Source organism: Aeromonas sp. QDB11 (assembly GCF_027705265.1).
Classification (GTDB): domain Bacteria; phylum Pseudomonadota; class Gammaproteobacteria; order Enterobacterales; family Aeromonadaceae; genus Aeromonas; species Aeromonas allosaccharophila.
Genome location: NZ_JAPDBM010000007.1, coordinates 76,432 through 99,792 on the forward strand (window position 1 = coordinate 76,432; position 23,361 = coordinate 99,792).

The following is a 23,361-nucleotide window of genomic DNA, read 5'->3' on the forward strand; positions in this document are numbered from 1 at the left end:
TGTAAACGACATGTTGCCTGCATCTGCGCCATTCGACAAGCACAGGGATCACGGTTACGACCTTTGCCCAACGCAACAAAACAGAGGGAACCGCATCGGTTCCCTCTTTTCGTTCATGTCGCCGTTACAGCAAATGTGCCGCTCAGGCGCGCTTCTCTTCGAGCCAAGCCCCCTGACTCTGCATCTCGAACAGCTGGGCATAGTGACCGCCGAGGGCCATCAACTCACCATGGGTACCCCGCTCGCTCACCTGACCGCGGGAGAGCAGCAGGATCTCGTCCGCATCGACGATGGTCGAGAGGCGGTGGGCGATGGCGATAGTGGTGCGGCCACGACGGGCGGCAGAGATCGCCTGCGACAGCGCCAACTCGGTCTGGGAGTCCACGCTGGCCGTCGCTTCATCCAGAATGAGGATGCGCGGATCCCCCACCAGCGCCCGGGCAAAGGAGAGCAGTTGCCGCTGACCGGCGGAGAGGTTCTTGCCCCCCTCCTCCATCAGGGTGTTGATCCCCTGTGGCAAGCTGCGCACAAAGTCGGCCAACTGCACCTCGCTCAACGCCTGCCAGAGCCGCGCTTCGTCTATTCCGGCGCGGCCGAGACGCAGGTTCTCCGCCAGGGTGCCGACGAAGATAAAGGGATCTTGCTGCACCAGCCCGATGCTGCGGCGCACCGCCGCCAGCGACAGGGTATCCAGTGCGTGATCATCGAAGCGGATCTGCCCCTGATCCAGCGGATAGAAGCCCATCAGCAAGCTGATGATGGTGGACTTGCCGCTGCCGGTATGGCCCACCAGCGCCAGCATCTGGCCCGGTTTTGCGGAAAAACTGACCTCCCGCAGCACCTGTTGCTCACCATCGTAGGAGAAGCTCACCCGCTCGAAACTGACCCTCCCTTCCAGCGGGATCATCTCGCCATCGGTGCTCTCACGGGTTTCATCGAGCAGGGCAAAGACACGCTCCCCCGCCACCATCGCCTGCTGCAGCTGGTTGAGCTGGTTGGTCATCTCGATGAGCGGCTCGATCATCCGCCCCAGATAGCTGATAAAGGCGTAGAGCACCCCTACCTGAATAGCACCCGCGTGGCTCACCCCCTCGTGGGCGAACAGCGCCAACAGACCAATCAGCACCATCATGTAGAAGAGATCGATGAGCGGACGCAGCAAAATGCCGTTGATCTTGAGGCTCTTGACCCGTGCCGACCAGTGCTGCTGGTTCACCTCGGCAAAGGCGTTGGCAAAGTGGCGCTCCTGCACCATAGCCTGAATAACCGGCATCCCCTGCAGCGACTCGTTGAGGCGGCTGTTGATGTCGGAGAGCAGACTGCGGGTCGCTCGCACCACTGGCACGCTCAGTTTCTGGTAGAGCCACATCACCCCACCCACGGCGGGCAGCAACAGGGAGCAGACCAGCATCAGCCGCAGATCCAGCAGCGCCATCGAGATGAGGATGCCGCACAACAGCACCACCTTTTGCACCAGCAAGCCGATCACCTGCACATAGAGGTTCATGATCGCCTCGGTGTCGTTGGTGATGCGGGAAATCAGCGAGCCGGAGCGATGCTTGTCAAAGTAGCGGGCCGGCAAACGGATGGCGGTAGCAAATACCTGCTCGCGCAGGGTTTGCACCACCGCCTGAGCGATGCGATTGAAGCGCAAGGATTGCAAATAGAAACCCGCCGCCGACAGCACCTGCAAGCCCAGATAGCCCGCTGCAATCAGGGCTATGGTGGGCAGCACGATATTGCGAGGCGCCAGATAGTCATCGATAAAGAGCTTGATCAGCAGCGGCCCGGCTACTTCAGCGCCGGTGGCGAGCAGCAGGCAAATCCCCGCCTGAATCAGCCAGCGAGGATAGCGGGCGCAGTAGGCGAGCAGTCGTTTAATGGTCGGATTCACAGGCTCTCCTCCACGGCTTCTTCGAGACGCTGGTAACGCACCATGTCGGCGTACCAGCCATTGTGCGCCATCAGGGCACCGTGATGACCCCGTTCGCTGACGGCCCCCTGCTCCAGCACCAGGATCTCGTCGGCCTGCTCAACCGCCGTCATGCGATGGCTGACCAGGATCAGGGTGCGACGATGGGCCTTGAGGGCGTGCAGAATTTGCTGCTCGGTGTGGGCATCCACCGCCGAGAGCGCATCATCGAGCACCAGAATGGGCGCCTCCAGCAGCAAGGCGCGGGCAATGGCCAGCCGCTGTTTCTGGCCACCGGAGAGGGTCACTCCCTTCTCCCCGACCTCGGTCTCATAACCCTTGGGGAAACGCACGATATCATCGTGTACACAGGCAATGCGTGCCACCCGTTCGACCTCCTCGCGGCTCGCATCGGGTTTGCCGAGCGCAATATTGGCGGCGATGGTGGTAGAAAACAGGAATGGCTCCTGCGGCACATAGGCAAACTGGCTGCGCAGAGTACCGAGCGGCAGCTGCTCAATCGGTACGCCCCCCATGGCAATCGAACCGTCAGTCGGATTGGCAAGGCGCATCAACAACTTGAGCAGTGAGCTCTTGCCTGCCCCGGTGCGTCCCACCACCCCGAGCATCCCCCCTTGCTTTAGGGTAACGTCGATATCCGCAAGCAGGGTGCGCTGCTCAAGTCGATAGCTCACCCCTTTGATCTGCAGCGGAAACGCAGAGGTAAACGCCGCTGGTTGGGCGGGCTCTTCGATATCGCTGCGCTCCCCAAGCAGGCTCTCGATACGGGAGTAGGCGGCGCTACCCCGCTCGATGATGTTGAACAGCCAGGCGATGGCAAACATCGGCCAAATGAGCTGGCCGAGGTACATGGTGAAGCTGGTGAGCTCACCCAGGGTCAGCTCATCACGCAGCACCAGCACGCTGCCCCCCGCCACCGCGAGGAAGTAGGAGCAACCGATGCAGAGGTAGATGACCGGATCGAACTTGGCATCGATGCGGGCCACCGCCATATTGCGCTCCCCCGCCTGTCTGGTCAGCTCGGCAAAGCCCTCATCTTCCAGTGATTCGACCGCATAGGATTTCAACACCCGCACGCCGGAAAGGGCCTCCTGGGTCTTGTTGTTGAGCCTGGAGAAGGCCCCTTGCGCCGCCTTGAACTGGGTGTAGATCTGGGTACCGAAGCGGTTCATGAAATAGGCCATCACCGGCAGCGGCAGCAAGGAGACCAGCGTCAACTGCCAGGAGTACTGGCTGCACATGATGGAGAGCACCAATACCCCGACCATGATGGAGTCCACCAGCGTCAGCACCCCTTCGCCAGCGGTCATCTCCACCGCCTGAATGTCGTTGGTGGCATGGGCCATCAGATCGCCGGTACGGTGACGCTGATAAAAATCAGGGCTCATCCGGGTGAAATGGCTGAACAGACGATTGCGCAGGACATAGGCCAGCCGGTAAGAGGCGCCAAACAACATCACCCGCCATACGTAGCGCAGCAGATAGATGAGCACGCCGAGCCCGAACAGCCCCGCCAAATAGCGCATCAGGGTGCCATTGTCGAGACCGCCCTTGGCGATGCCATCCACCACCCAGCCCACCACTTTGGGCGGAATAACGGTCAACAGGGCCACCATCAGCAGCAGGGCGATGGCGGCCAGATAGCGGGGCCACTGCTCCTTGAAAAACCAGCTCAATCGTAGAAATACGCTCACACCACCAACCTTTAGCGCTGTCTGCCCGTGACCGCTCCCTGGAGCAGGTATCTGACAGATCACACAGAACAATAGAAGAATGAAAACAATCGCCTCCGGCTGGAGGCGATTCGAACGAAAGCTCATCATATCCCGAACAGGAATGGTTGAGAATAATTACTATTTAATTCACTGTGACATGCGATCATCCCCTAACGAATAGGGATTATACGAATTTTCATGCTGCTCACCGGTCAACAAGAAGTGTGACACCTCTTCCCGGGTCTGGCTGAACACCTGTTGCAACTGCTCCAGATCCGTCTCGCTCAGCACCTCGTTTTGCCGCAGGCGCCACTCCAGCTCGCCAGCCACCAGCTGCAGGCGGGCCGCCGAGATATTGGCCGATACCCCCTTGAGGGTGTGCAGCAGCTTGCTGGCCACCTCGGGTTGCTGGCGGCGCAGGGCGGAGCGGATCTCCCACAGATCGTCCTTGTGCTCCGACATGAACAGCTTGAACAGGATCTGCAGCGCTTCCTTGTCCTGCTCCAGCCGCTTGAGAGCATCCTGCAGATCGAGGATCCCCATCATATCCGGCGGTTTCACCTCCATGATCCCCGCCTGCTCAACCCCTTGCGGCTTCACCCAATGCAGCAGGTTGTTGTAGAGATCCAGCTTGCTCACCGGCTTGGTCACATAGCCATTCATCCCCACTCCCAGACAGCGATCCTTGTCACCGGGCATGGCGCTGGCGGTGAGGGCAATGATGGGCACATCGTGCTTGTCGACCATCTTGCGGATCTGGCGGGTAGCATCGAGCCCGTCCAGCACCGGCATCTGCAAATCCATCAGGATCACGTCAAAAGGCTGCTCGGCGACCCGCTCCACCGCCTCCCGACCATTACTGACCACGCACACCACCGCATCGACCCGCCGCAGATACTCGATGATCAGCTGCTGATTGACCCGGTTGTCTTCCGCCAGCAGCACTCGGGTACCCTGCAGCAGGGATTTGAAGTGTTGCTGATCCCCCTGCGCCTCGGCCTTGCGCAGGTTGAGTTCATAGGAGCTGCCGTTGAGCAACTCATCCACCTTGGCCAGCAGCGCGTTCTCGGTCATCGGCTTGGGCAGAAAATGGGTCAGCCCCATGCTGTCCATCCGGGCGTGCAACCCCTCTCTGGCCCAGGCGCTGATCATCAGGATGGGGATCCGCCGCCACTGGCTGTGCTGATACATCTCCAGCGCGAGATCGAGCCCATCCTCCTGACCCATGCGCCAGTCGAGGATCGCCAGCCGCAAATTTGGCCCCTCTTCACGGAGCTGCTGGCGGGCACGCGACAGGGAGTTGACCGGCAGCACCCGCACGCCCGCGCGAGTCAGAATGTCCCGGGCCAGATCCAGCACCAGCTCGTTGTCATCCATCACCATCACCAGCGGCTGGTTTTCGAAGAAGACCTTCCGTCCTGCCACGCCGTAGACCGCCTGCGCCATCGGGATATCGAACTGGAACAGGGAGCCCACACCGGGCTTGCTCTGGACAATGATCCTCCCCCCCATCAGTTCCACCAGCCGCTGGGAGATATTGAGACCCAGACCCGAGCCGCCATATTTGCGGGTATTACCCGCCTCCAGTTGGGTAAAGGCCTGAAACAGCTGGCTCTGCTTCTCTTCGGCAATGCCGATGCCGGTATCGCGCACGCTGAAGCGGATCCGCATTGGATGGGGATTGGCCAGCTCGATGGAAACTTCGACTTCACCGCGCTCGGTAAACTTGATGGCGTTGTTCACCAGATTGACCAGCACCTGCCCCAGTCGCAGGGGATCCCCGCGCAAGAAGACCGGCACCTCAGGTGACTTGCGAATAATCACCTCCACATGTTTGCGCTCCGCCAGATCGGCAAACATCCCCGCCAGCGAATCGAGCTGCTCGCTGAGATCGAAGTCGATCTCCTCCAGCGTCAGCTTGCCGGACTCCACCTTGGTCAAATCGAGGATGTCGTTGATCAGCAGCAGCAAGGTATCGGATGAGGATTTGATCTTGCCCAGATAGTCCCGTTGTTGCTGATCCAGCTCGGTCTGCAGTGCCAGCGAGCTGAAGCCGATGATGGCGTTCATGGGGGTGCGGATCTCGTGGCTCATGTTGGCCAGAAAATCGCTCTTGGCCTGGGCCAGCAAGCCGGTCTGGCGCGACAATTCGCTCAGCTTCTGATTGCGGCGCCACAGGGTGAAGGCCACCAACGCGAAGCAGATCAAGGCCCCGCACAGCGCCATCAAATAGAAGCGGTTCATCAGCGAGGAGGCGCGCTCCAGCTTGTCGATTTTCCAGCGCACCAGGCTCTCGATCACATGCATATCGATCAGCTGGTAACGCAAAGCGTGATAGGCGACCACCTGTTGGCTCATGTCCTTGCTCAGGCGGATCAGGGTAGCAATTTCCGGCAGGTGGCCGTAACGGGATACCATCTGCTGCTGCAACTGGGCCAGCGTAGTCTGCTCACGTTTGTCCCAACTGCGCTGCAGATAGTTGCTCAGCTGCGCCAGCTCCTCTACATCGCGGTGCAGCGCACTGTCTGACGGGCTGATCTCGCGCACCTTTTTAATCTGGGCCTGCAGGGGCGCATTGATATATTCGATGGCCATCTCCATGGCATGGAGGCTGGCAAGCGCCATCAGATAGGTATCCATATCCTCAAGCAGCGCCTGAGACAACTCGTCTTGCGCCAGCTCGGGATCGCTGCGTACCTTGCGCACAAAACCGTCAAGGGTGATGGATAACTGGTTCAGACGCTGCTGGACATTGCTGTCATTGGCCTGCTCCCGCCCGAGCAGATAGACGGTATCGGCGTTGATCCGGTTCAGCAGCACCTCGGCCGCTTCGTTCAGGTCGTGGGCCTGTTGCTGCTGACCGAGCGACTGCCAGCAGTAGCCCGAAAAGGCGAGCAGCAGGGCAACGATCAGCCCCGGCACAGCACGGTTTTTCCGTGATCCTTTTTTCATCCCGTCTCGACTCTCATCTTGTGGTCGCTGAATTATCCGGTTGGGCAATCAACCTTGGGGGGAATTATCCACTCCCGCCGGTCACTGTGTTACCGTTATTGCTCTGATATTTCGCTGTTGTTTCGCTATTGCGTCATTCTGGCCCCTCATCATATCTCCGGCCAGCGCAGATCGAGAAGGAACCAATTATGTCATTTGTCACTACTTATTGTAGCCACTGCTTTACCAGGAACCGTCTGCCCATTACCCATATCGATACATCCGCCAAGTGCGGGCACTGCAAGGCCCCCCTGTTTAGCCAGACCCCTTGCCTCGGGAAGGCGGATAACTTCGATACCCTGATCAACTCCGATATCCCGGTCGTGGTCGATTTCTGGGCCAGCTGGTGCGGCCCCTGCCAGCAGTTTGCCCCGGTATTTCATGATGTTGCCCATGAGCTCAAACCAAGAATGCGCTTTGTCAAAGTCGATACCGAGCAGCAGAGCGCCATTGCCGCCCGTTACGCCATTCGCAGCATCCCCACCTTGATGGTCTTCAAACAGGGCAAACTGGTGAACCAGATAAATGGCTCCTTGCCCAAGAGCATGTTCAAGCAGTGGCTGGAGCAGTTCATGGATGTTTGATTTATATTTCTGACATGTTTTATTTATGTGTTAATTTCCTCATTTTTATCAATGCTTGTGTGAGTCGAGGCTGATTTTCAACATGTGAGCCTGTTTCAAACAAGTGAATGGATGTAATCTCGGCAACACAAAAACAACCATAAATTAACCGAGAGAACATTATGCACACATCGGCTGTACCCTCTGCTCCATCTCGCTGGCTGGACATCAAATCAGGGATTGTCATCCTGGATGTCCTGCTACTTTGTGCCATGCTCGCCTGGCTCCCGTTTGACCCCATGGTCAACAAGGGGCTGGGCATTCTGGTCTTTATCGCCATTCTCTGGCTGACCGAAGCTCTGCACGTCACCATCACCGCCCTGCTGGTGCCCCTGCTGGCCACCGTGCTCGGGGTGTTTGACATGAGCAAATCCCTCACCGACTTCGCCAACCCGATCCTGTTCCTCTTTTTTGGCGGTTTCGCCCTCGCGGCCGCCCTCTCCAAGCAGGGACTGGATACCCTGATGGCAGGCAAGGTGATGCACCTGGCCAATGGCCATCTGGGTTGGGGCATCATCCTGCTCTTTACCATCACAGCCGCCATGTCGATGTGGATTAGCAACACCGCCACTACCGCCATGATGCTGCCACTGGCGATCGGTATGCTGGCTCGCCTCGATAGCAAAAAAGATCGCACTACCTTCGTGTTCGTACTGCTGGGGATCGCCTATAGCGCCAGCATCGGCGGCATCGGTACCCTGGTGGGCAGCCCACCCAACGCCATCGCTGCCGCCCAGATGGGGATCGGCTTCACCGACTGGATGAAGTTCGGTATTCCGGTGGTGCTGATCCTGATGCCCTGCGGCATTGCCCTGCTCTATCTGGTGACCCGGCCACAGCTCAACCATCGCGTCGAGATCCAGGATGTCACCATCAACTGGACCCGCGAACGTAAAGTGACGCTGGCAATCTTCCTGACCACCGTTGTGCTGTGGATCGGCTCACAGCCTATCTCCAACGCCTTTGGCGGCATCCCGCAACTCGACACTCTGATTGCCATGGGCGCCATTGTGGCCATCGTGGTCAGCCGCGTTGCCAGTTGGGATGATGTCAACCAGAACACCGACTGGGGCGTGTTGATGCTGTTTGGCGGCGGTCTGACCCTGAGTGCCATTCTCAAAGCCACCGGTACCAGCGCCTTCCTGGCCAGCCATCTGTCGGCCGTGCTCTCCCACGCCAATATCTTCGTGATCCTGTTGATGCTGGCAGCGTTCGTGGTGTTTTTGACCGAGCTGGTCTCCAACACCGCCACCGCCGCCCTGCTGATCCCGCTGTTCGCCGGTGTGGCAGAGGCGCTGGGTGTCTCCCCCATCGTGATGGCGGTGTTGATCGCTATCGGTGCCTCCTGCGCCTTTATGCTGCCGGTCGCCACCCCACCCAATGCCATCGTCTTTGCCAGCGGCCATATCCGCCAGAAGGAGATGATGAAAGCCGGTATGGCCCTCAACGTGGTCTTCACCGTGTTGCTCGCCCTGCTGGCCTACTTCGTTGGCGATATCCTCTGATCCATCTCCCCCCGATAAATAAAAACCCCCGCATTTTTGCGGGGGTTTTTTCATTTCTGCATCTGATTAGCCGATGTTGCAGGGCTTCAGCGCCCAGATCCGATCCACATAGTCCTGAATGGAGCGGTCGGAGTTGAACTTGCCCATGGTGGCCGAGTTGATGATGGCCTTCTTCGCCCACAGCGCCGGATCCCGATACCAGGTATCAATCAGCTTGTGTGCATCCGAGTAGGACTGGAAGTCCGCCAAAGTCAGGTAAGGGTCTCCCCCTTCCAGCAAGGAGCGCTTGATAGAGGCCAGCTCACCCGGACGACCCGGAGTGAAGTAGTCGGTATCAAACCAGTCCAGCACGGCTTTGAGCTCGGAGTTGGCATAGTAGAAGTCGTACGGGTTGTAACCGCGCGCCTTCAGCGACTTCACTTCGTCCACGTTCAGACCGAAGATGGCACAGTTTTCGGCACCCGCCTCTTCAGCGATCTCGATATTGGCGCCATCCAGCGTCCCGATGGTGATCGCACCGTTGAGCGCCATCTTCATGTTGCCGGTACCTGATGCTTCGTAACCTGCAGTGGAGATCTGCTCGGATACATCGGCCGCCGGGATCAGCTTCTCAGCCAGGCTCACGCGGTAGTTCGGCATGAACACCACTTTCAGCTTGCCCTGGATACGGGCGTCGTTATTGACCCGATCCGCCAGCTTGTTGATGGCGTAGATGATGTCTTTAGCCAGCTTGTAACCGGGCGCCGCTTTGGAGCCGAAGATGAACACGCGCGGATGCATGTCATAGTCCGGGTTGGCCAGCAGACGACGATAGAGCGCCATGATGTGAATGAGGTTCAGCTGCTGACGCTTGTACTCGTGTAGACGCTTGATCTGAACGTCAAAGATCGCCTCGGCACTGACATCGATACCGGTTTCGTCCTTGATGACCTTGACCAGCTTCTCTTTGTTGTGACGCTTGATGGTCATGAACTGCTGCTGGAACGCCTTGTCGTCGGCAAATTTCACCACGCCACGCAGTTTGTCCAGTTGCAACGGCCACTCCTTGCCCACCACTTCGTTGTAGAGGCCAGCCAACTCGGGGTTGCAGGCCAGCAGCCAGCGACGCGGAGTCACCCCGTTGGTCACGTTGCACATTTTTTCCGGCCACAGCTCGGCATACTCGGGGAAGAGATCTTCCTTCACCAGCTTGGAGTGGATTTCCGCCACACCGTTCACTTTGGACGAACCGATCACGCACAGATTACCCATGCGAACCTTGCGTACATCTCCCTCTTCGATGATGGAGAGCTTGGCCTTGATGGCATCGTTGCCCGGCCACTTGGGCTCGACCAGCTCGCTCAGGAAGCGGGCGTTGATCTCGTAAATCACTTCCAGATGGCGAGGCAGCACTTTCTCGAACAGACTGACCGACCACTTCTCCAGCGCTTCCGGCAGCAGGGTGTGGTTGGTGTAGGAGAAGACGTGATAGCAGATGGCCCAGGCGGCATCCCAGTTCAGATCTTCCTCGTCCACCAACACCCGCATCAATTCGGGGATGGCGACAGTCGGGTGAGTATCGTTGAGCTGAATGGCAATTTGCGCGGCAAAGTTGCTGAAATCGGCACCATGGACCCGCTTGTAGCGGCGCATGATGTCCTTGATGGAGCAAGCACAGAAGAAGTACTGCTGGATCAGCCGCAGCTCTTTACCTGCATCGGTCTCATCGTTCGGATAGAGCACCTTGGAGATGGTCTCGGCCTGGGCTTTTTCAGCCTGGGAGTCGATGTAACCACCGGCGTTGAACACGTCCCAATCGAAAAACTCGGAGGCACGGGATTCCCACAGACGCAGGATGTTGACGGTGTGGCCACCAAAACCGACCACCGGAATATCCCAAGGCACCCCTTTGATCTTGCGACCGGCGTGCCATACCTTCTTCAGGCCACCATTGTCACCAAACACAGTCTCGACGTAGCCGTAGAGCGGCACTTCTTGCACCGACTCGGGACGGCAGATCTCCCAGGGGTTGCCATATTCACGCCAGGAGTCCGGGCGCTCGATCTGGCGGCCATCCTGGATCTCCTGACGGAACAGACCATGTTCGTAGTGGATACCGTAACCAACCGCCGGATAGTTCAGGGTGGCTAGCGAGTCGATAAAGCAGGCAGCCAGACGACCCAGGCCGCCGTTGCCGAGTGCCATGTCGGGCTCTTGTTCGCACAGGTCGGTCAGTTCCAGACCGAGTTCGCCAAGCGCCTCTTCGCAAGTCTTGTAGAGGGAGAGGTTGTGCAGGTTGTTGGAGGTCAATCGTCCCATCAGGAATTCAGCAGAGAGATAGTGAATCGCACGAGTATCTTTCTTGAAATGAGTCTGCTGAGTGCGGGTCAGGCGCTCGTACACCTGTTCATTGACGGCCGCCGCAGTGGCTTTCCACCACGCTTCGGGAGAGGCTTTCTGTTCGCTTGTTCCCAAGGTAGAACGCAGGTGACGCACGATACTCGCCTTGAGCTGATCTTTATCCAGTTGGAGATCCTGGTCTGTCTTCTTCTTGGTAGCCATAAACCATATTCCTTCGTTACAAATAAAATTGTTATCCCGCTTGCGGGACCGGCGCTGTTGTTATCTCAAAATATGTACCGGCGTGAGAATACTAACTAAAGCGGCAGAATTAAAAGTTAACACAAGTCACACTTTAACCGATAAAAACAGCCTTGAAAGCTTGAAAACCCTTTCCTTTAACTGATTACAGAAAAACAAATATCCCCTTTATTATCAACACCTTAACAGACAAATGAAAATATTATGATATGAATAGGTTTTCAGAGATTGCCAAGCCTTGAAAATCCCTGAAAATAGGCAACAAGACGGCGCATTGAAACCGGTTTCAATGCGCCTGAAAAATTACAGTATAAATATGAAGCAATCATTGCACCCTCAGCGATGTGCCTTGAACTGATTGCTCAATGGATCGTAATGGTACCCAATCTGATCCAGACGCCCTGCCAACTGCTCTTCACTCATATCGTAATAGGCCAGCAACTCCTCCAGCCCGTCACACTCAAGCCTTAGCTTCTCATTGATGATGCCCAACAAGATGTTGGCATCCAGACGCTGCAAGGTACTGATATCCATGGCGGCACCTCCTTTAAATGACCTGTATAACCATGGGCGGTTACACAAGGTTTGTCCATAGTACGAAAAACACCCAGCCAGTTTTATATTAAATAACGTTTAAAAACATGATGTTATTAATGGCTCATGCCAACACCATCACATTTTTCAGCAAAAACACCTTGTCACTGCCTCAGGATAGAACTACTGTATGCGCATACAGCTTGGATATTCATACAGGAAACCGTATATGAACCAGCCCCTGCACTCACTGCCCTTTGCGATGAATCGTGCCATGAGCAACCCCTGGCCAACCAGAACCGCCTGCAAGGCAGAGTCGGCTCATTATGGTGTGACTATCCAGGCTGAGGATCAGTTTCTCAGCGAGCTGAGCAAGTTAGGTGACTCTCATACCGGCTGGATCTTGTTGATCGCCCCGCCGGGACGCCCCACAGCAAGCCACCTGGAAGAGCGAGGCATCGATCCCAACAGAGTGCTGGTAGTGCACAGCCCCAAAATCAAGAACTGGCAGCAAACCCTGGAACGCAGCCTGGGCAATGGTCACTGCGCCGCTGTGTTTACCTGGCTACCCGAGCAGATCGAGCTGGATCACGTCAAGCTGCAGCGTCTGGGGCAACAATCCGGTGTACTGACCCGCTTCTTTGGCGCGAAACGCGCTAACCCCAGCACGCCGCTGCAGGCCTATGCAGAGCAGGATATCTATCTCAATCACTAAGTTAAAATTTGGCCCATTGTTGGACATGGCTGCAACGACAAAGCCATTGCCATCATTACTCAGTAAAATCCCTGAAAAAACAAACAACATGAAAAAGCGCCTGCATTGCTGCAGGCGCTTTTTCATTGGCGACCAGCGGGCCATTGGGCCAACTTACGCGTTCGCGCAAGCTTACTCTTCGGGACAGGGCGCCATCGTCACCCGGCGGCGACCTACCACCACCGGACGCACCAGCAGCTGTGCCAGCAAGACACCCAGCAGAGTCAGACCGCCCCCGATCAGGTGATAGCTGGTCAGCCGCTCGCCCAGCAGGGTGATGGCAAGGCCAGCCGTCATCACCGGCAACAGGTTCATAAAGATGGCGGTACGGTTGGCGCCGAGCAGGGTGATCCCCTGCATCCAGAGCCAGGGACAGAGTGCCGACGCGGGGATCCCCGCATAAAAGATCAGCCAGAGCGCCCGCCCCTCGGGCAGCTGACCATCCACCAGCAGAAAAAAGGGGGTCAGGATCACCACGCTGCAGAGCACCTGACCGTAGAGCAGCGACCAGTTGTCGAGCCCCAGATCCCACTTCTTGAGCAGCACGCTGTAGAGGGCATAAGTGCCCGCCGAGAGCAGCATGTAGACCGAGCCGATATGAATACCCTGGGTAAACAGCCGGGTCGGATCCCCCTGCCCCAGCAAGATAGACAAGCCAAAGATGGAGAGCAGCGCCCCCAGCACGGCACCCCAGGTGGGCCGCTCGCGCAGCAGCCAGATGCTGAGCAACACCGTCAACAGTGGCGTCAGCCCCATCATCAACCCCATCTCGGTGGCCCCCATGGTTTGCGCCGCGTAGTAACCAAAAGTCTGGTTGAGCACCATGCCCAGCAGCGCCAGCATGGCGATCTGCCAAAGACCAGCACGAAGACGAGCGCGTACACGCCATACCCGACGGACCAGAAACGGGCTTAATACCAACGCTGCCACCACCCAACGTGACCAGGCCAAGGCCGCGGGGGACAACACGCCGACCGCCAGTTTGCTGACGATGCCATTGCCAGCCCAGATGGCAATGCAGGAGAAGGGAAACAGAAAGGCAAGGGGCATGAGACGATCCAGACCGAAGAGACAACAGCGAGCCAGTATAGGGGGCGACGGGAGATAAACAAAGGTGCGGAGCTGGCCGTGCATCGCGCGAAAGCCCGTGGCCAGAAACAAATATGCCCGCAAAAGTGCGGGCATATCAGTGCAGAAACACGTTCAGAAGCGCATCACGCGGCATCCATGTGCAGTCTGGAGATCAGCTCGTTGACCTCGGTGACTGTCTGGCGGTGGGGAATATCCGCCGGATTCGGCATCAGCAACAAACCGGATTGGAAATCAAACCGCCCCCGACCATGGATGTAAATCCGACCTTTAAAGAAGGTTTTGACATGCTTTGCCACCATCAGTGGCAGGTACTTCTTGAACACTCTCATCGTTTGCAACCTCTTGCAGTTGTATCCGTATGACAGCAGCTTCTGCGAATTAATTCCGTAAAATATTTATAAAAATCCGGAAAACTCGCCCATCTCTTCCCAAAAAATTCAATCTATAACTTTTTATTAACTTTTAGCCTATTGTATGCGGCCCTTCGAGCCAGAGCAAGGCTCCTTTGCCATGGTGCCACTCGATACAGGCGATGCCTGAGGTGGCGAACATGGGTGCTCCTGCGGCCGGGCAGAGGCTTTGCACCAGATAACCCACCAGCGGCAGATGGCTGACCATCAGGATCTGGTCATGTTGCTCAGCCAGAGTGGTGAGGTAGCTGGCCACGAAAGCGGGATCACCATAAGGGGTAATGTCGCCACTCTCTTCAACGGCTGCTGCGTCAGGTAATTCACTGCATATGGCTTGCCAGGTCTGGCGTGCCCGCAGATAGTTGCTGTGGATCACCCGATCCAGCGGGCCAATCAGCTGAGGCGCCAGCCAGCGGGCCATCTGGATAGACTCTTCAATACCCTGCTCGGTCAATGGACGCTGTTCATCTGTTTTCGCATTCATGCCAGCCTGGCCATGACGCATGATATAGATCTTCATTACAACCTCGCCCAACGGGCCTGTTTTGATAGCCGGGGGATCTTACCCCGCTACGGGTGTGGAAACAATTGCGCTACCTCTCAGAAAAGGGTTTGCCTGACGGGATAGCGGGGTCGATAATCATGTTTAAATTCAAATAAATCCAACGTGAGTCACACGCCAATGAGCCCATATGCCAGTCCCAATGACCATCGGCAATACCATTTTCTGGAGCTGGCCAACCGGCTCAGGGTCTTGTTGATTTGTGATCCCGAAACCGACAAATCCGCCGCTTCTCTGGCGGTCAATACCGGCCATTTTGACGATCCTGCCGACCGCCAGGGGATGGCCCATTTTCTGGAACACATGCTGTTTCTCGGCACCGCCACTTACCCCAAGCCAGGTGAATACCAGCAATTTATGAGCCGTCATGGCGGCAGCAACAATGCCTGGACCGGTACGGAATTCACCAACTTCTTCTTCGAGATCGACAACGGCTTCTTCGAAGCGGGGCTGGATCGCTTCGCCCAGTTCTTTATCTGCCCCACGTTTGATCCGGAGTGGGTGGACAAGGAGCGCAACGCAGTCGACTCCGAGTATCGTCTCAAGCTGCAGGACGACATGCGCCGCAGCTATCAGGTGCATAAAGAGACGGTCAATCCGGCGCACCCCTTCTCAAAATTCTCGGTGGGCAACCTCGATACCCTGGCCGATCTGCCGGGACGGGATCTGCGCTCCGACCTTATCCGGTTTTACGAAAGCCACTACAGCGCGGATCGCATGGCGCTGGTGATGATCTCGCCGGAATCCATCGATACCCAGTTGCAGTGGTGCTGTCGCTATTTTGCTCCCATTTTGAATCGCAATTTGGGAACCCCGACTCTCACCATGCCGCTCTACCGGCTCGATGATCTCGGCGTGCGCATCCACATCAATCCGGTCAAGGAGACCCGCAAGCTGTCGCTGAGCTTCCCCTTGCCCAATGTGGACGAGTTTTACGACAAAAAGCCCCTCACCTTCCTGAGCCATCTGATTGGCTACGAGGGGGATGGCAGCCTGCTCTCCCTGCTCAAGGCGAAAGGCTGGGTCAACCAGCTCTCGGCGGGCGGTGGCATCAGCGGCGCCAACTTCAAGGATTTTGGCGTCAACTTCGGCCTCACTCCTCTGGGCCTTGAACATGTGGATGACATCCTCGCCGCCCTGTTTGGCTATCTGAAACTGATTGGCCGCGAAGGGCTGCAGAGCTGGCGCTATGACGAAAAACGGACCGTGCTCGAATCAGCGTTCCGCTTTCAGGAGCGCGGCCGCCCCCTCGATACGGTGTCGGGGCTGGTGCTCAACCTCTTTAGCTACAAGCCTGAGGATCTGCTCTACGGCGACTACATGATGCGCGAATACGACGAGGGGCTGATCCGCCGCTTCCTCGCCAAGCTCACCCCGCACAACCTGCGCATCACCATCACCGCGCCGGAAGTGGCGACCGATCGGCTGGCCCGCTGGTATCAGACCCCCTACAGCGTGGCGACCATCACCGAGGCCGAGAAAATTCGCTGGCAGCAGAGCGAACCGGATCCGGTGCTGGCGCTGCCCAAGCCCAACCCTTTTATCAGCAACCGGCTCGATCCGCGCACGCCCGAGCTTGCTGCCGACATGCCTGCATGCCTTATCGATCGCCCGGGTTTTCGCCTCTGGCACCTCCATGAGCACCTGTTCAGCGTGCCCAAGGGCAATCTCTATATCTCCATCGACAGCGAACATGCGGTAAAAAATCCGCGCAATATCGCCATGGCGCGCCTCGCCGTGGAGCTCTTGGCCGATCACCTCAACGCCCTCACCTATCCGGCGGAGCTGGCGGGACTGGGCTACCAGATCTATGCCCATCAGGGGGGCTTTACCATCAACCTGAGCGGCTTTGCCGACAAGCAGCCGCTCTTGCTCGACATGATCCTCGGCAACCGCACCCTGGGATATCCGGATCCGGGCCGCTTTAGCGAAATCAAGGAGCAGCTCATTCGCAACTGGGACAACCAGTCCAAGGCGCGGCCCATCTCCCAGCTATTTAACCAGCTCACCAGCCTGTTGCAGCCGAACAACCCGCCGTTCGAACAGCTGCTGCGCCACCTGCGCACGGTGGAGCTCTCAGAGATGCCCGCCTTCGTCGCCAAGCTGTTTGGCGAGGTGCATGTCGAGGCGCTGGTGCATGGCGACTGGACTGCCGCCGAAGCGCTGGAGCTGGCAGCCCTGATGGAGCGACACCTGAGCGATATCCATGGCACCAGCAGCAAGCCGAGCGGCGAAACCCGCCGCCCGCTCATCTCCATTCAGGACAGGGGCACCCTTATTCGCGAGCAGGGTTGCGATCACGAAGACTCGGCACTGCTGGTCTACTACCAGTCCCGCACCACCCGGGCGCGGGATCTCGCCTGCTTTACCCTGGCGAACCACATCATGTCCTCCACCTTCTTCCACGAGCTGCGCACCCGCCAGCAACTGGGTTATGTGGTGGGTGCCGGCAACCTGCCCCTCAATCGCCACCCGGGCCTGATCTTCTATATCCAGTCACCGGTGGCGGGGCCGCAGATCCTGCTCGATGCGGTGGAGGAGTTTATCGATCTCTTCCCGCTCGCCATGCTTGAATTTACCGAGCAGCAGTGGCAGGAGAGCAAGGCCGGGCTGCAAGCCCAGCTGAGCGAGCGGGATGCCAACCTGCGCAGTCGCGGCCAGCGGTTGTGGGTCAGCATCGGCAACAAGGATCTGGGGTTTGATCAACGGGAACGGGTCTGCGACGAGGTGGGCAAGCTTAGTCGCGCCGATCTGGTGCGCTTTATCACCCAACTGCGCTCGCGCACCTCCGATCGGCTGATCCTCTGCAGCTACGGTTTGGGGCACGAACATGACGAGCGGATCACCGGCCAGTTTATCGATGATCCACGGGCATTTCGGCTCAATGCCGCCACCTTCGAGGCCTGATCAGGCCTCGCTATTCCCCGTTTTTCCCTACCACGGTAAATCGCAGGCAATAAAAAGCCGACCCATCAGGGTCGGCTGGAAAAACCATAACAATTGCGACCAAAGCCGCCAAAAGTGAACATGAGCGTGAAAATCAGACACTGAGTTGCTGATCAGCAAGCGGGACGGACCCGATACTCGCTTTGCAATGCCAACAGTGATTGAGAAACAGCCTCATATTAGGCACTCCCCCCGACAGTCACGTTGATCTATGTCAAAGGAGGTAGCGAAGAGCGCACGGCCCGACGATTTGTCGGCGCAGATCACCCTTTAGCCGCCCGTTAGCCACGGCGAACCAGTCGGTACGCAACCTCATCGAAGTAGGAGAGCTGACCCGACAACACCCGCGGGTGATCCACCTCGGCGGCGCGCCCCAGCACCTCGATACGAAAGTCCCGTTCAAACAGGGCTCGCACCTCCATCTCCCCCACCGAGAAGGGGGGCTGAGTCTGCTGCTCCGGCTGATATTCGAGGGTCACCAGCAGGATCTGGCCACCGGTCTCGACCAGCGAACTGATCAGGGCCGCATACTGGCGGCGCATCGCCGTCGGCAGGGCGATCAGCGCCGCACGGTCATAGACCAGCCGGTAACGGCGACCCAAGCTGGGGGCGGCGAAAAAATCCCCCTGAAAAATGCGCAGGCTATCCACTTGATGGCACTGATAAGGGCCCACTTCACTGACGGTTGCAGCGAGCTGGTTTTCACTGAAGAACTGGCTGACAGCAAGGCTCGATAGCTCGAAACCATCGACCGGATGACCCTGACCACTGAGCCAGAGCATGTCGCGGGACTTGCCGCACAGGGGAACCAGCACCGGCTCGTCCGCTTGCTGGGCCGACCACCAGGATTGCAGCCAGTGGTTGAAGTCCGTCTGATGAAAGCCAATCCGGTTCTCTTCCCAACGCTGATGCCAAAACGCAGCTTCCATCGTTATTACCCTTCTGTACTAAAGATGCATCAATATCACAACTTAACCGGCACCGCGCAACCCTCTGCCCTCCCCTTTTTGCCGCGCAGCCCCTGCCTGTTATCGGGCGAATGACGGGACGTCCCCTTGCAGCGCACCTCGCTGCCGCAATGGGCTATCGGGTGCGTTGATGACGAACAGAAGCACACCAATCCATGCAAAAACGTCATGGGTGTATGGCGATGAATGAATAAAAGGAATGGCGTTGACAGGCCAAACCGTGCCTGCCAACGCCAACAAGGTCACGACAGCGTGGCGCGAGCGGCCGCCAGCTGACGGTCGATATAAGCAAAATCGGGACGTTCGGCGGGGAGCTCCGAGAGACAGGCCGCTTTGAGCTGATGCAACCCATCGAGCGATGAGTCTTGCGTATCGCAATGGGCCAACAGCTCTTCCAGCAGGCAGCCAAAGGCGCGCACTTCCAGTCGCTCAAGGCCCACGGCCCGCTCGCGGTCGCTGCGGTCATATAAGGACGCCGCACCAAAATCCCCCAGCAGGGCGCGAGCCGGTGCGTCAGAGCCACGGGCAAACAGGATATTGTGACCGTAGAGATCCCCGTGCATGATGCCCGTGCGGTGCAGGTGGCCCGCCACCGAGGCGATGCCATGGGCCATCGCCAGCGCATCCGGTACACAGAGACGCAGCCCCTCGGGATAGACATCCCGGGTGCAGGAGTCCAGGCTCGGCGGCCCGGCCAGATTGGCAAAGGCCGGGTCGATCAGCTCCATCACCAGCGCCGCAATGCCGGAGGGGTGATCCGCCACCTTGCCCATCACCTTGATAAGGTTGGGATGAGTGCCCGCCGCCAGCGATGCCGCCATCTCGCAGCGGGGCAAGCCATCGCTGGTTACCGCCCCCTTGAACAGCTTGACCGCCACCTGACTGCCATCAGCTCTGTCGCCCGTCTGACTCACCTCATCGGCGCTTTTATCAGCCATGTCATCAAAAATAGTGGCGCGATGGATAACACCGGATGCCCCCTGCCCCAGCAGCTCGCCCAGCGCCAGCATCTCCCAGGCAATGGGCGCGACATGGGCATCATCGATGGCCCGCACCTCCTCCCCTTCACTAAAGGGGTTGCCGGAGTAGGCAAGCCATGAAAGGCGCGGCAGCGACAGCAGCCACTCGGGGAAACGTTCGATGCGGTTGGCGGCGATGCGCAGCAGCTCCAGATTGCGACAGTTGGCAAGGCTCGCGGGCAGCGCGCGCAGGCGGTTGCCCGCCAGCATCAGCTTTTGCAGGGCGTCGCACTGGCCCAATTCATCGGGCAACTGCTGCACCGCGTTGTCGGTCAGGATCAACCAGCGCAACCTCGCTGGCAGCGACTTGGCCGAGACGGTGGCAATCCGGTTGGCCTTAAAGCCCACCATAGTAAGCGCCGGGCAGCGCCCCAGCACCTCGGGCAGCTCGGTAAAGCGGTTCTCGGAGCAGAAGATGATGCGCAGTTTGCCAAACCCGGCCAGCTCGTCAGGGAGCGTGCTTAACTGGTTACCGGTGAGATCCAGCACCTCCAGCGTCTCTTTCAGGCTCAGGATCTCGGGTGGGAAAACCGCCAGGTTTTCACAAAGCTTCAGATGGCGGGCACCGCACAGTTCACCTGCGCGCAACTGTTCCAGAGTATGCATAACCGTTTCTCAATCCTGATGATCTGCCTGATGACGTAGCCAGCCATCAGCGCGCGCCGGACCAGCGTCCAGCGGTTTTAAAGGGGGGCATTATAAAGAATTCGGGGCAGAGATCGTTCCTTTTGTTGCCTTGGTGACGGGTCATGGCGCTCAGCACCGCCACCCCATCGAATTGACGAAACACGTAGGGTGCAATAAGCGCAGCGCATTGCGCCGTTTGCTGAGCGGAGTTTGTGCGGGGTATAAGGCTCAAAAATAGCGGTGCAATTTTATTGCACATTATGGCTACGGCATTGAATAACATGAATCTACTTTGGCCCATTGTTAGAAATATTACTATCCAAAAAATGAGATTCTTGGAGCAGTATATTCAGTAGTCTTAGACAAGACTACGCTTGCAAACAAACAAGATATAGCTAAAACAACACTTAATATTGTAACTCTCTGCCAACCTTGAGTTAATCCGTGTTTTTCTAGTTCAAAGAACATCGCTACCGGTACAGCCCCAGCTAATGCTCGATATATACCATGAATAGCAAAACCGAGATTGTATGTTAAACCGTGTAATTTTTTAAAAACATTTGATAAACTCTGATTTGTTTTTAGCACCTGAACATTTACAAACCAAATCACAAGGTGTATGCATAGGAGATATAAGAAATAATTAAAAACAACATCCCCAGGATCCAAGCTCGCAAGTGCTTTTATTGCAGAAAAACCAGGTTGATTTCTCGCTAAAATCACTGGCACTGAACCTAATAAGAATGAATATAAAACCTCAGCTTTCAATGAACCTCTCATAATCTCACCATATTTCTTTCAGCCCTTTAAGATGTCAGTAACCAACTCCTAGAAATGTCGCAAACAACCTTCAAAATCAGAGAAAACGAACGGCACCCCCCTATAGCTAATTAACCTCAAACATTTTGTTATTTTATTTTTTGACCAAAGTCATATAAATACTTGGCAAAGTCTTCTCTTCTCTCCTCCAATGACAACCCCATAAAGTTAAGGAATTCAAATATTTCATGCTCTGACCCTAACTTTGAGGCTAAAACTTGATATAAATAAAACACAGAAATACCTCGACTTACTGCATCACTATCTTTGTAAGATGCACCAATATCTTCAGCCCTCTGTAAAATATATTCACTATATCTATTAATATACTCATCTAATTCTGAAAAACTATCAATTTTAAAGTAATTAAGATACTTAATATGTCGAGATGAGTGTTCTTTGTTCAATTCTTTTAAATCAACATTTAATGTTTTCGCAATTTTATTATCTAGATCATTTATAGCTGTATTAGTATTGAAGTAGTTGAGAACTGTAACACTGTCGATATCTACACTCTGAGGCGAGTTGACAATAACATTTTTGATATCAGCTTCGTAATTATTTAATTCATTTCTAATTTGAATAAATTGGTCATCGGCCAACTCTAATAAACCAGCTAGTTGGGAAAATTTTCGGCGTACAGGTTTAGGGATTTCAGTTTTAGATTTATAGCCGATATCATGTTCTATCTCAGCCCATGTGTGCTGAAGTATCGAGCGTATTTGCACTTCAAATTTTAACCCTGAAAATTTCCTGTATTCAATTAACCCTGAGCGACTATCAGATAAACTCACAACATAATGTAATGATAGATAACCAAATCTGTCGGGATCTAGACTAGTTCGCTTACCAATAGAATTATCTCTATCAACACTAAACTCCTGCTCAATTATACTTGCGATTTTATCAACCTCGCCAGAATAATGACTTATCAGTCTGATGCCTACAATATCAGTCAACTCTGACAATGATTTTCACTTATCTTTTTTCTGAATTTTTTTAACTAAACTAGCACGATCTTTAACTCTCGCACTTATCGAGTGAGGTGTAATTTCAGAAGCACTCAATAAACGAGAAACAAGAGACTCCACAGATATCAAAAACTGCGTGTAGAGTCCTATTTTCTCATCATATTCTTTTATTAATTGTTCTTTCGACAACGTTTATTCCTCGCTTAAATCGTATAACACCTTGCGTAAGCTGGCTTGACGGGGTGCAGCATGTTGCCAGTCTAAAACATACGGAACCCAGCTCTCATTCACAGTTTCATATGGCTGTATTTTTCTTGAGTCTTCCTGCTCATAACCCTCAGCTACGACGGATATGTCTACGAGCTTTGGTTGTCTTGAGCCTGTATAATCTCTGTAAACTGCCCATAATATTATTAGCCTTATCCATAGATTCTTTCGTTAGAGCCTCAAGCACAGAAAAATATCAATCAGGTTGCCGTTAGTTTGAAACACTTTGACTCTGCTTGTAGCCTTTTATCCACTCAGTAGCTCTGGCCTGACTCATAGATAACTCTAAAGAGGACATCTCCAAACGACTATCCTAGCGAGCAAGGCAGATAAGAAAAAGAGTGAGATGATAGTTTCCTGAGCGAGATCAACAAACCAATTAACAAGTATAAAATTCGACCAAACCTCAGAAGGTTTCAGATATGAAAAAAGAAAAGACGCCCTAAGGCGTCTTTCTTATTGCTGGTTGTTGGGGTCAACAGGTTGGGAGCGTTCCACCTCCCCGTCTTGACCCGCAACCCACTCAGATCGCAGGGCGGGATCGCACTTTGTTAATGAAATTTGAACAGGCAGATCGTCTGTGATCTAATCGCGTCTCCATGCAGGAGGCACGCGCTATGACGTTGATTGAACACCTTACCCTTGTCGAAGAAACTCGCTCTGAGATCAATCGTAAACATAACCTGGTTGATGTCATGTTCCTTGTCATCAGTGCCATCATGAGTGGTGCCGAGGGCTGGAATGACATCGAAACCTATGGCGATTCAAAGATCGATTGGCTCCGTCAGCATCGCCCCTTTGCCAACGGCATCCCGCGGCGTCACACTGTTGCCCGCATTCTGCGCTGCATTGTCATCGATACCTTGCTTGAAGCGTTGCTGTGCTGGGTCAATGAACAGCGCACTCATCAGGGCAAACCCATCATTGCCTTTGATGGCAAGGTGTTACGCGGCTCCTTTCGGGGAAATGCCAAGGATGCGCTTCAGTTGGTCACGGCTTACGATACCGAAAATGGGCTGGTGTTAAGCCAGAAAGCAACCCCTAA

The 23,361-nt window shown here is 55.7% G+C and carries 18 protein-coding genes; 5 read left to right on the forward strand and 13 right to left on the reverse strand.

All coding sequences use genetic code 11. The annotated features are described in order from the left end of the window. Positions 1-142: 142 nt before the first annotated feature. The 3 genes from OKC40_RS03905 to OKC40_RS03915 all read right to left on the reverse strand — a co-directional run bounded on the left by OKC40_RS03905 (position 143) and on the right by OKC40_RS03915 (position 6,600). Positions 143-1,894: an ABC transporter transmembrane domain-containing protein gene (locus tag OKC40_RS03905; RefSeq protein WP_270794151.1), complete on the reverse strand. Its 1,752-nt coding sequence runs from the start codon at positions 1,892-1,894 to the stop codon at positions 143-145. After that, positions 1,891-3,627, reverse strand: a complete 1,737-nt coding sequence (locus OKC40_RS03910; RefSeq protein WP_270794152.1) for an ABC transporter transmembrane domain-containing protein — start codon at positions 3,625-3,627, stop codon at positions 1,891-1,893. The genes OKC40_RS03905 and OKC40_RS03910 overlap by 4 nt, the downstream gene beginning before the upstream one ends. Before the next feature lie 168 nt (positions 3,628-3,795). After that, a complete protein-coding gene (locus tag OKC40_RS03915; RefSeq protein ID WP_270794154.1) occupies positions 3,796-6,600 on the reverse strand; it encodes a hybrid sensor histidine kinase/response regulator in 2,805 nt (934 codons plus the stop codon). A 188-nt stretch (positions 6,601-6,788) separates the two neighbouring features. On the opposite strand from OKC40_RS03915, the gene trxC reads away from it, so the two are divergent. Both trxC and OKC40_RS03925 read left to right on the forward strand, forming a co-directional pair. Beyond that, positions 6,789-7,223 (forward strand): thioredoxin TrxC, encoded by a 435-nt coding sequence (gene trxC, locus OKC40_RS03920; protein ID WP_270794155.1) that lies wholly within the window; start codon positions 6,789-6,791, stop codon positions 7,221-7,223. Positions 7,224-7,384: 161 nt separating this feature from the next. Beyond that, positions 7,385-8,767: an SLC13 family permease gene (locus tag OKC40_RS03925; protein ID WP_042063238.1), complete on the forward strand. Its 1,383-nt coding sequence runs from the start codon at positions 7,385-7,387 to the stop codon at positions 8,765-8,767. A 66-nt stretch (positions 8,768-8,833) separates the two neighbouring features. Here OKC40_RS03925 and OKC40_RS03930 read toward each other — a convergent pair whose 3' ends face one another. Further along, positions 8,834-11,308, reverse strand: coding sequence for a glycogen/starch/alpha-glucan phosphorylase (locus OKC40_RS03930; protein WP_182937616.1), 2,475 nt, complete (start codon positions 11,306-11,308; stop codon positions 8,834-8,836). A gap of 375 nt (positions 11,309-11,683) precedes the next feature. Next, a complete protein-coding gene (locus OKC40_RS03935; RefSeq protein WP_042062288.1) occupies positions 11,684-11,881 on the reverse strand; it encodes a DUF4250 domain-containing protein in 198 nt (65 codons plus the stop codon). A 229-nt stretch (positions 11,882-12,110) separates the two neighbouring features. Here OKC40_RS03935 and OKC40_RS03940 point away from each other — a divergent pair, with 229 nt between their 5' ends. After that, positions 12,111-12,596 (forward strand): cell division inhibitor, encoded by a 486-nt coding sequence (locus OKC40_RS03940; RefSeq protein WP_270794157.1) that lies wholly within the window; start codon positions 12,111-12,113, stop codon positions 12,594-12,596. Positions 12,597-12,767: 171 nt separating this feature from the next. On the opposite strand, the gene OKC40_RS03945 is transcribed toward OKC40_RS03940, so the two are convergent. The 3 genes from OKC40_RS03945 to sixA all read right to left on the reverse strand — a co-directional run bounded on the left by OKC40_RS03945 (position 12,768) and on the right by sixA (position 14,657). After that, positions 12,768-13,685: a DMT family transporter gene (locus OKC40_RS03945; RefSeq protein WP_182937618.1), complete on the reverse strand. Its 918-nt coding sequence runs from the start codon at positions 13,683-13,685 to the stop codon at positions 12,768-12,770. Positions 13,686-13,849: 164 nt separating this feature from the next. Further along, the gene (locus OKC40_RS03950) at positions 13,850-14,056 is read right to left on the reverse strand and encodes a DUF1107 domain-containing protein (RefSeq protein WP_005336998.1); all 207 of its coding nucleotides are present in this window, start codon (positions 14,054-14,056) and stop codon (positions 13,850-13,852) included. 133 nt (positions 14,057-14,189) lie between these two features. Further along, complete coding sequence (gene sixA, locus OKC40_RS03955; protein WP_111808517.1) at positions 14,190-14,657, reverse strand: phosphohistidine phosphatase SixA; 468 nt, start codon at positions 14,655-14,657, stop codon at positions 14,190-14,192. Positions 14,658-14,819: 162 nt separating this feature from the next. On the opposite strand from sixA, the gene OKC40_RS03960 reads away from it, so the two are divergent. Then, positions 14,820-17,606, forward strand: a complete 2,787-nt coding sequence (locus OKC40_RS03960) for an insulinase family protein (protein WP_182937619.1) — start codon at positions 14,820-14,822, stop codon at positions 17,604-17,606. Positions 17,607-17,926: 320 nt separating this feature from the next. On the opposite strand, the gene OKC40_RS03965 is transcribed toward OKC40_RS03960, so the two are convergent. The 5 genes from OKC40_RS03965 to OKC40_RS03985 all read right to left on the reverse strand — a co-directional run bounded on the left by OKC40_RS03965 (position 17,927) and on the right by OKC40_RS03985 (position 22,238). Then, entirely contained in the window at positions 17,927-18,574 is a 648-nt protein-coding gene (locus OKC40_RS03965) for a thiopurine S-methyltransferase (protein WP_182937620.1), read from the reverse strand. Between the two features lie 281 nt (positions 18,575-18,855). Beyond that, on the reverse strand, positions 18,856-20,238 hold the full coding sequence (locus OKC40_RS03970; protein ID WP_270794158.1) for a leucine-rich repeat-containing protein kinase family protein: 1,383 nt from the start codon (positions 20,236-20,238) through the stop codon (positions 18,856-18,858). Between the two features lie 336 nt (positions 20,239-20,574). Beyond that, positions 20,575-21,039, reverse strand: coding sequence for a hypothetical protein (locus OKC40_RS03975; protein WP_182937622.1), 465 nt, complete (start codon positions 21,037-21,039; stop codon positions 20,575-20,577). Between the two features lie 128 nt (positions 21,040-21,167). Continuing rightward, entirely contained in the window at positions 21,168-22,046 is an 879-nt protein-coding gene (locus OKC40_RS03980; protein ID WP_270794160.1) for a GTP pyrophosphokinase, read from the reverse strand. A gap of 6 nt (positions 22,047-22,052) precedes the next feature. Then, entirely contained in the window at positions 22,053-22,238 is a 186-nt protein-coding gene (locus OKC40_RS03985; protein ID WP_270794162.1) for a hypothetical protein, read from the reverse strand. Positions 22,239-22,933: 695 nt separating this feature from the next. On the opposite strand from OKC40_RS03985, the gene OKC40_RS03990 reads away from it, so the two are divergent. Next, on the forward strand, positions 22,934-23,361 hold a 428-nt coding region (locus OKC40_RS03990; RefSeq protein WP_270794163.1), incomplete at its 3' end, for an ISAs1 family transposase.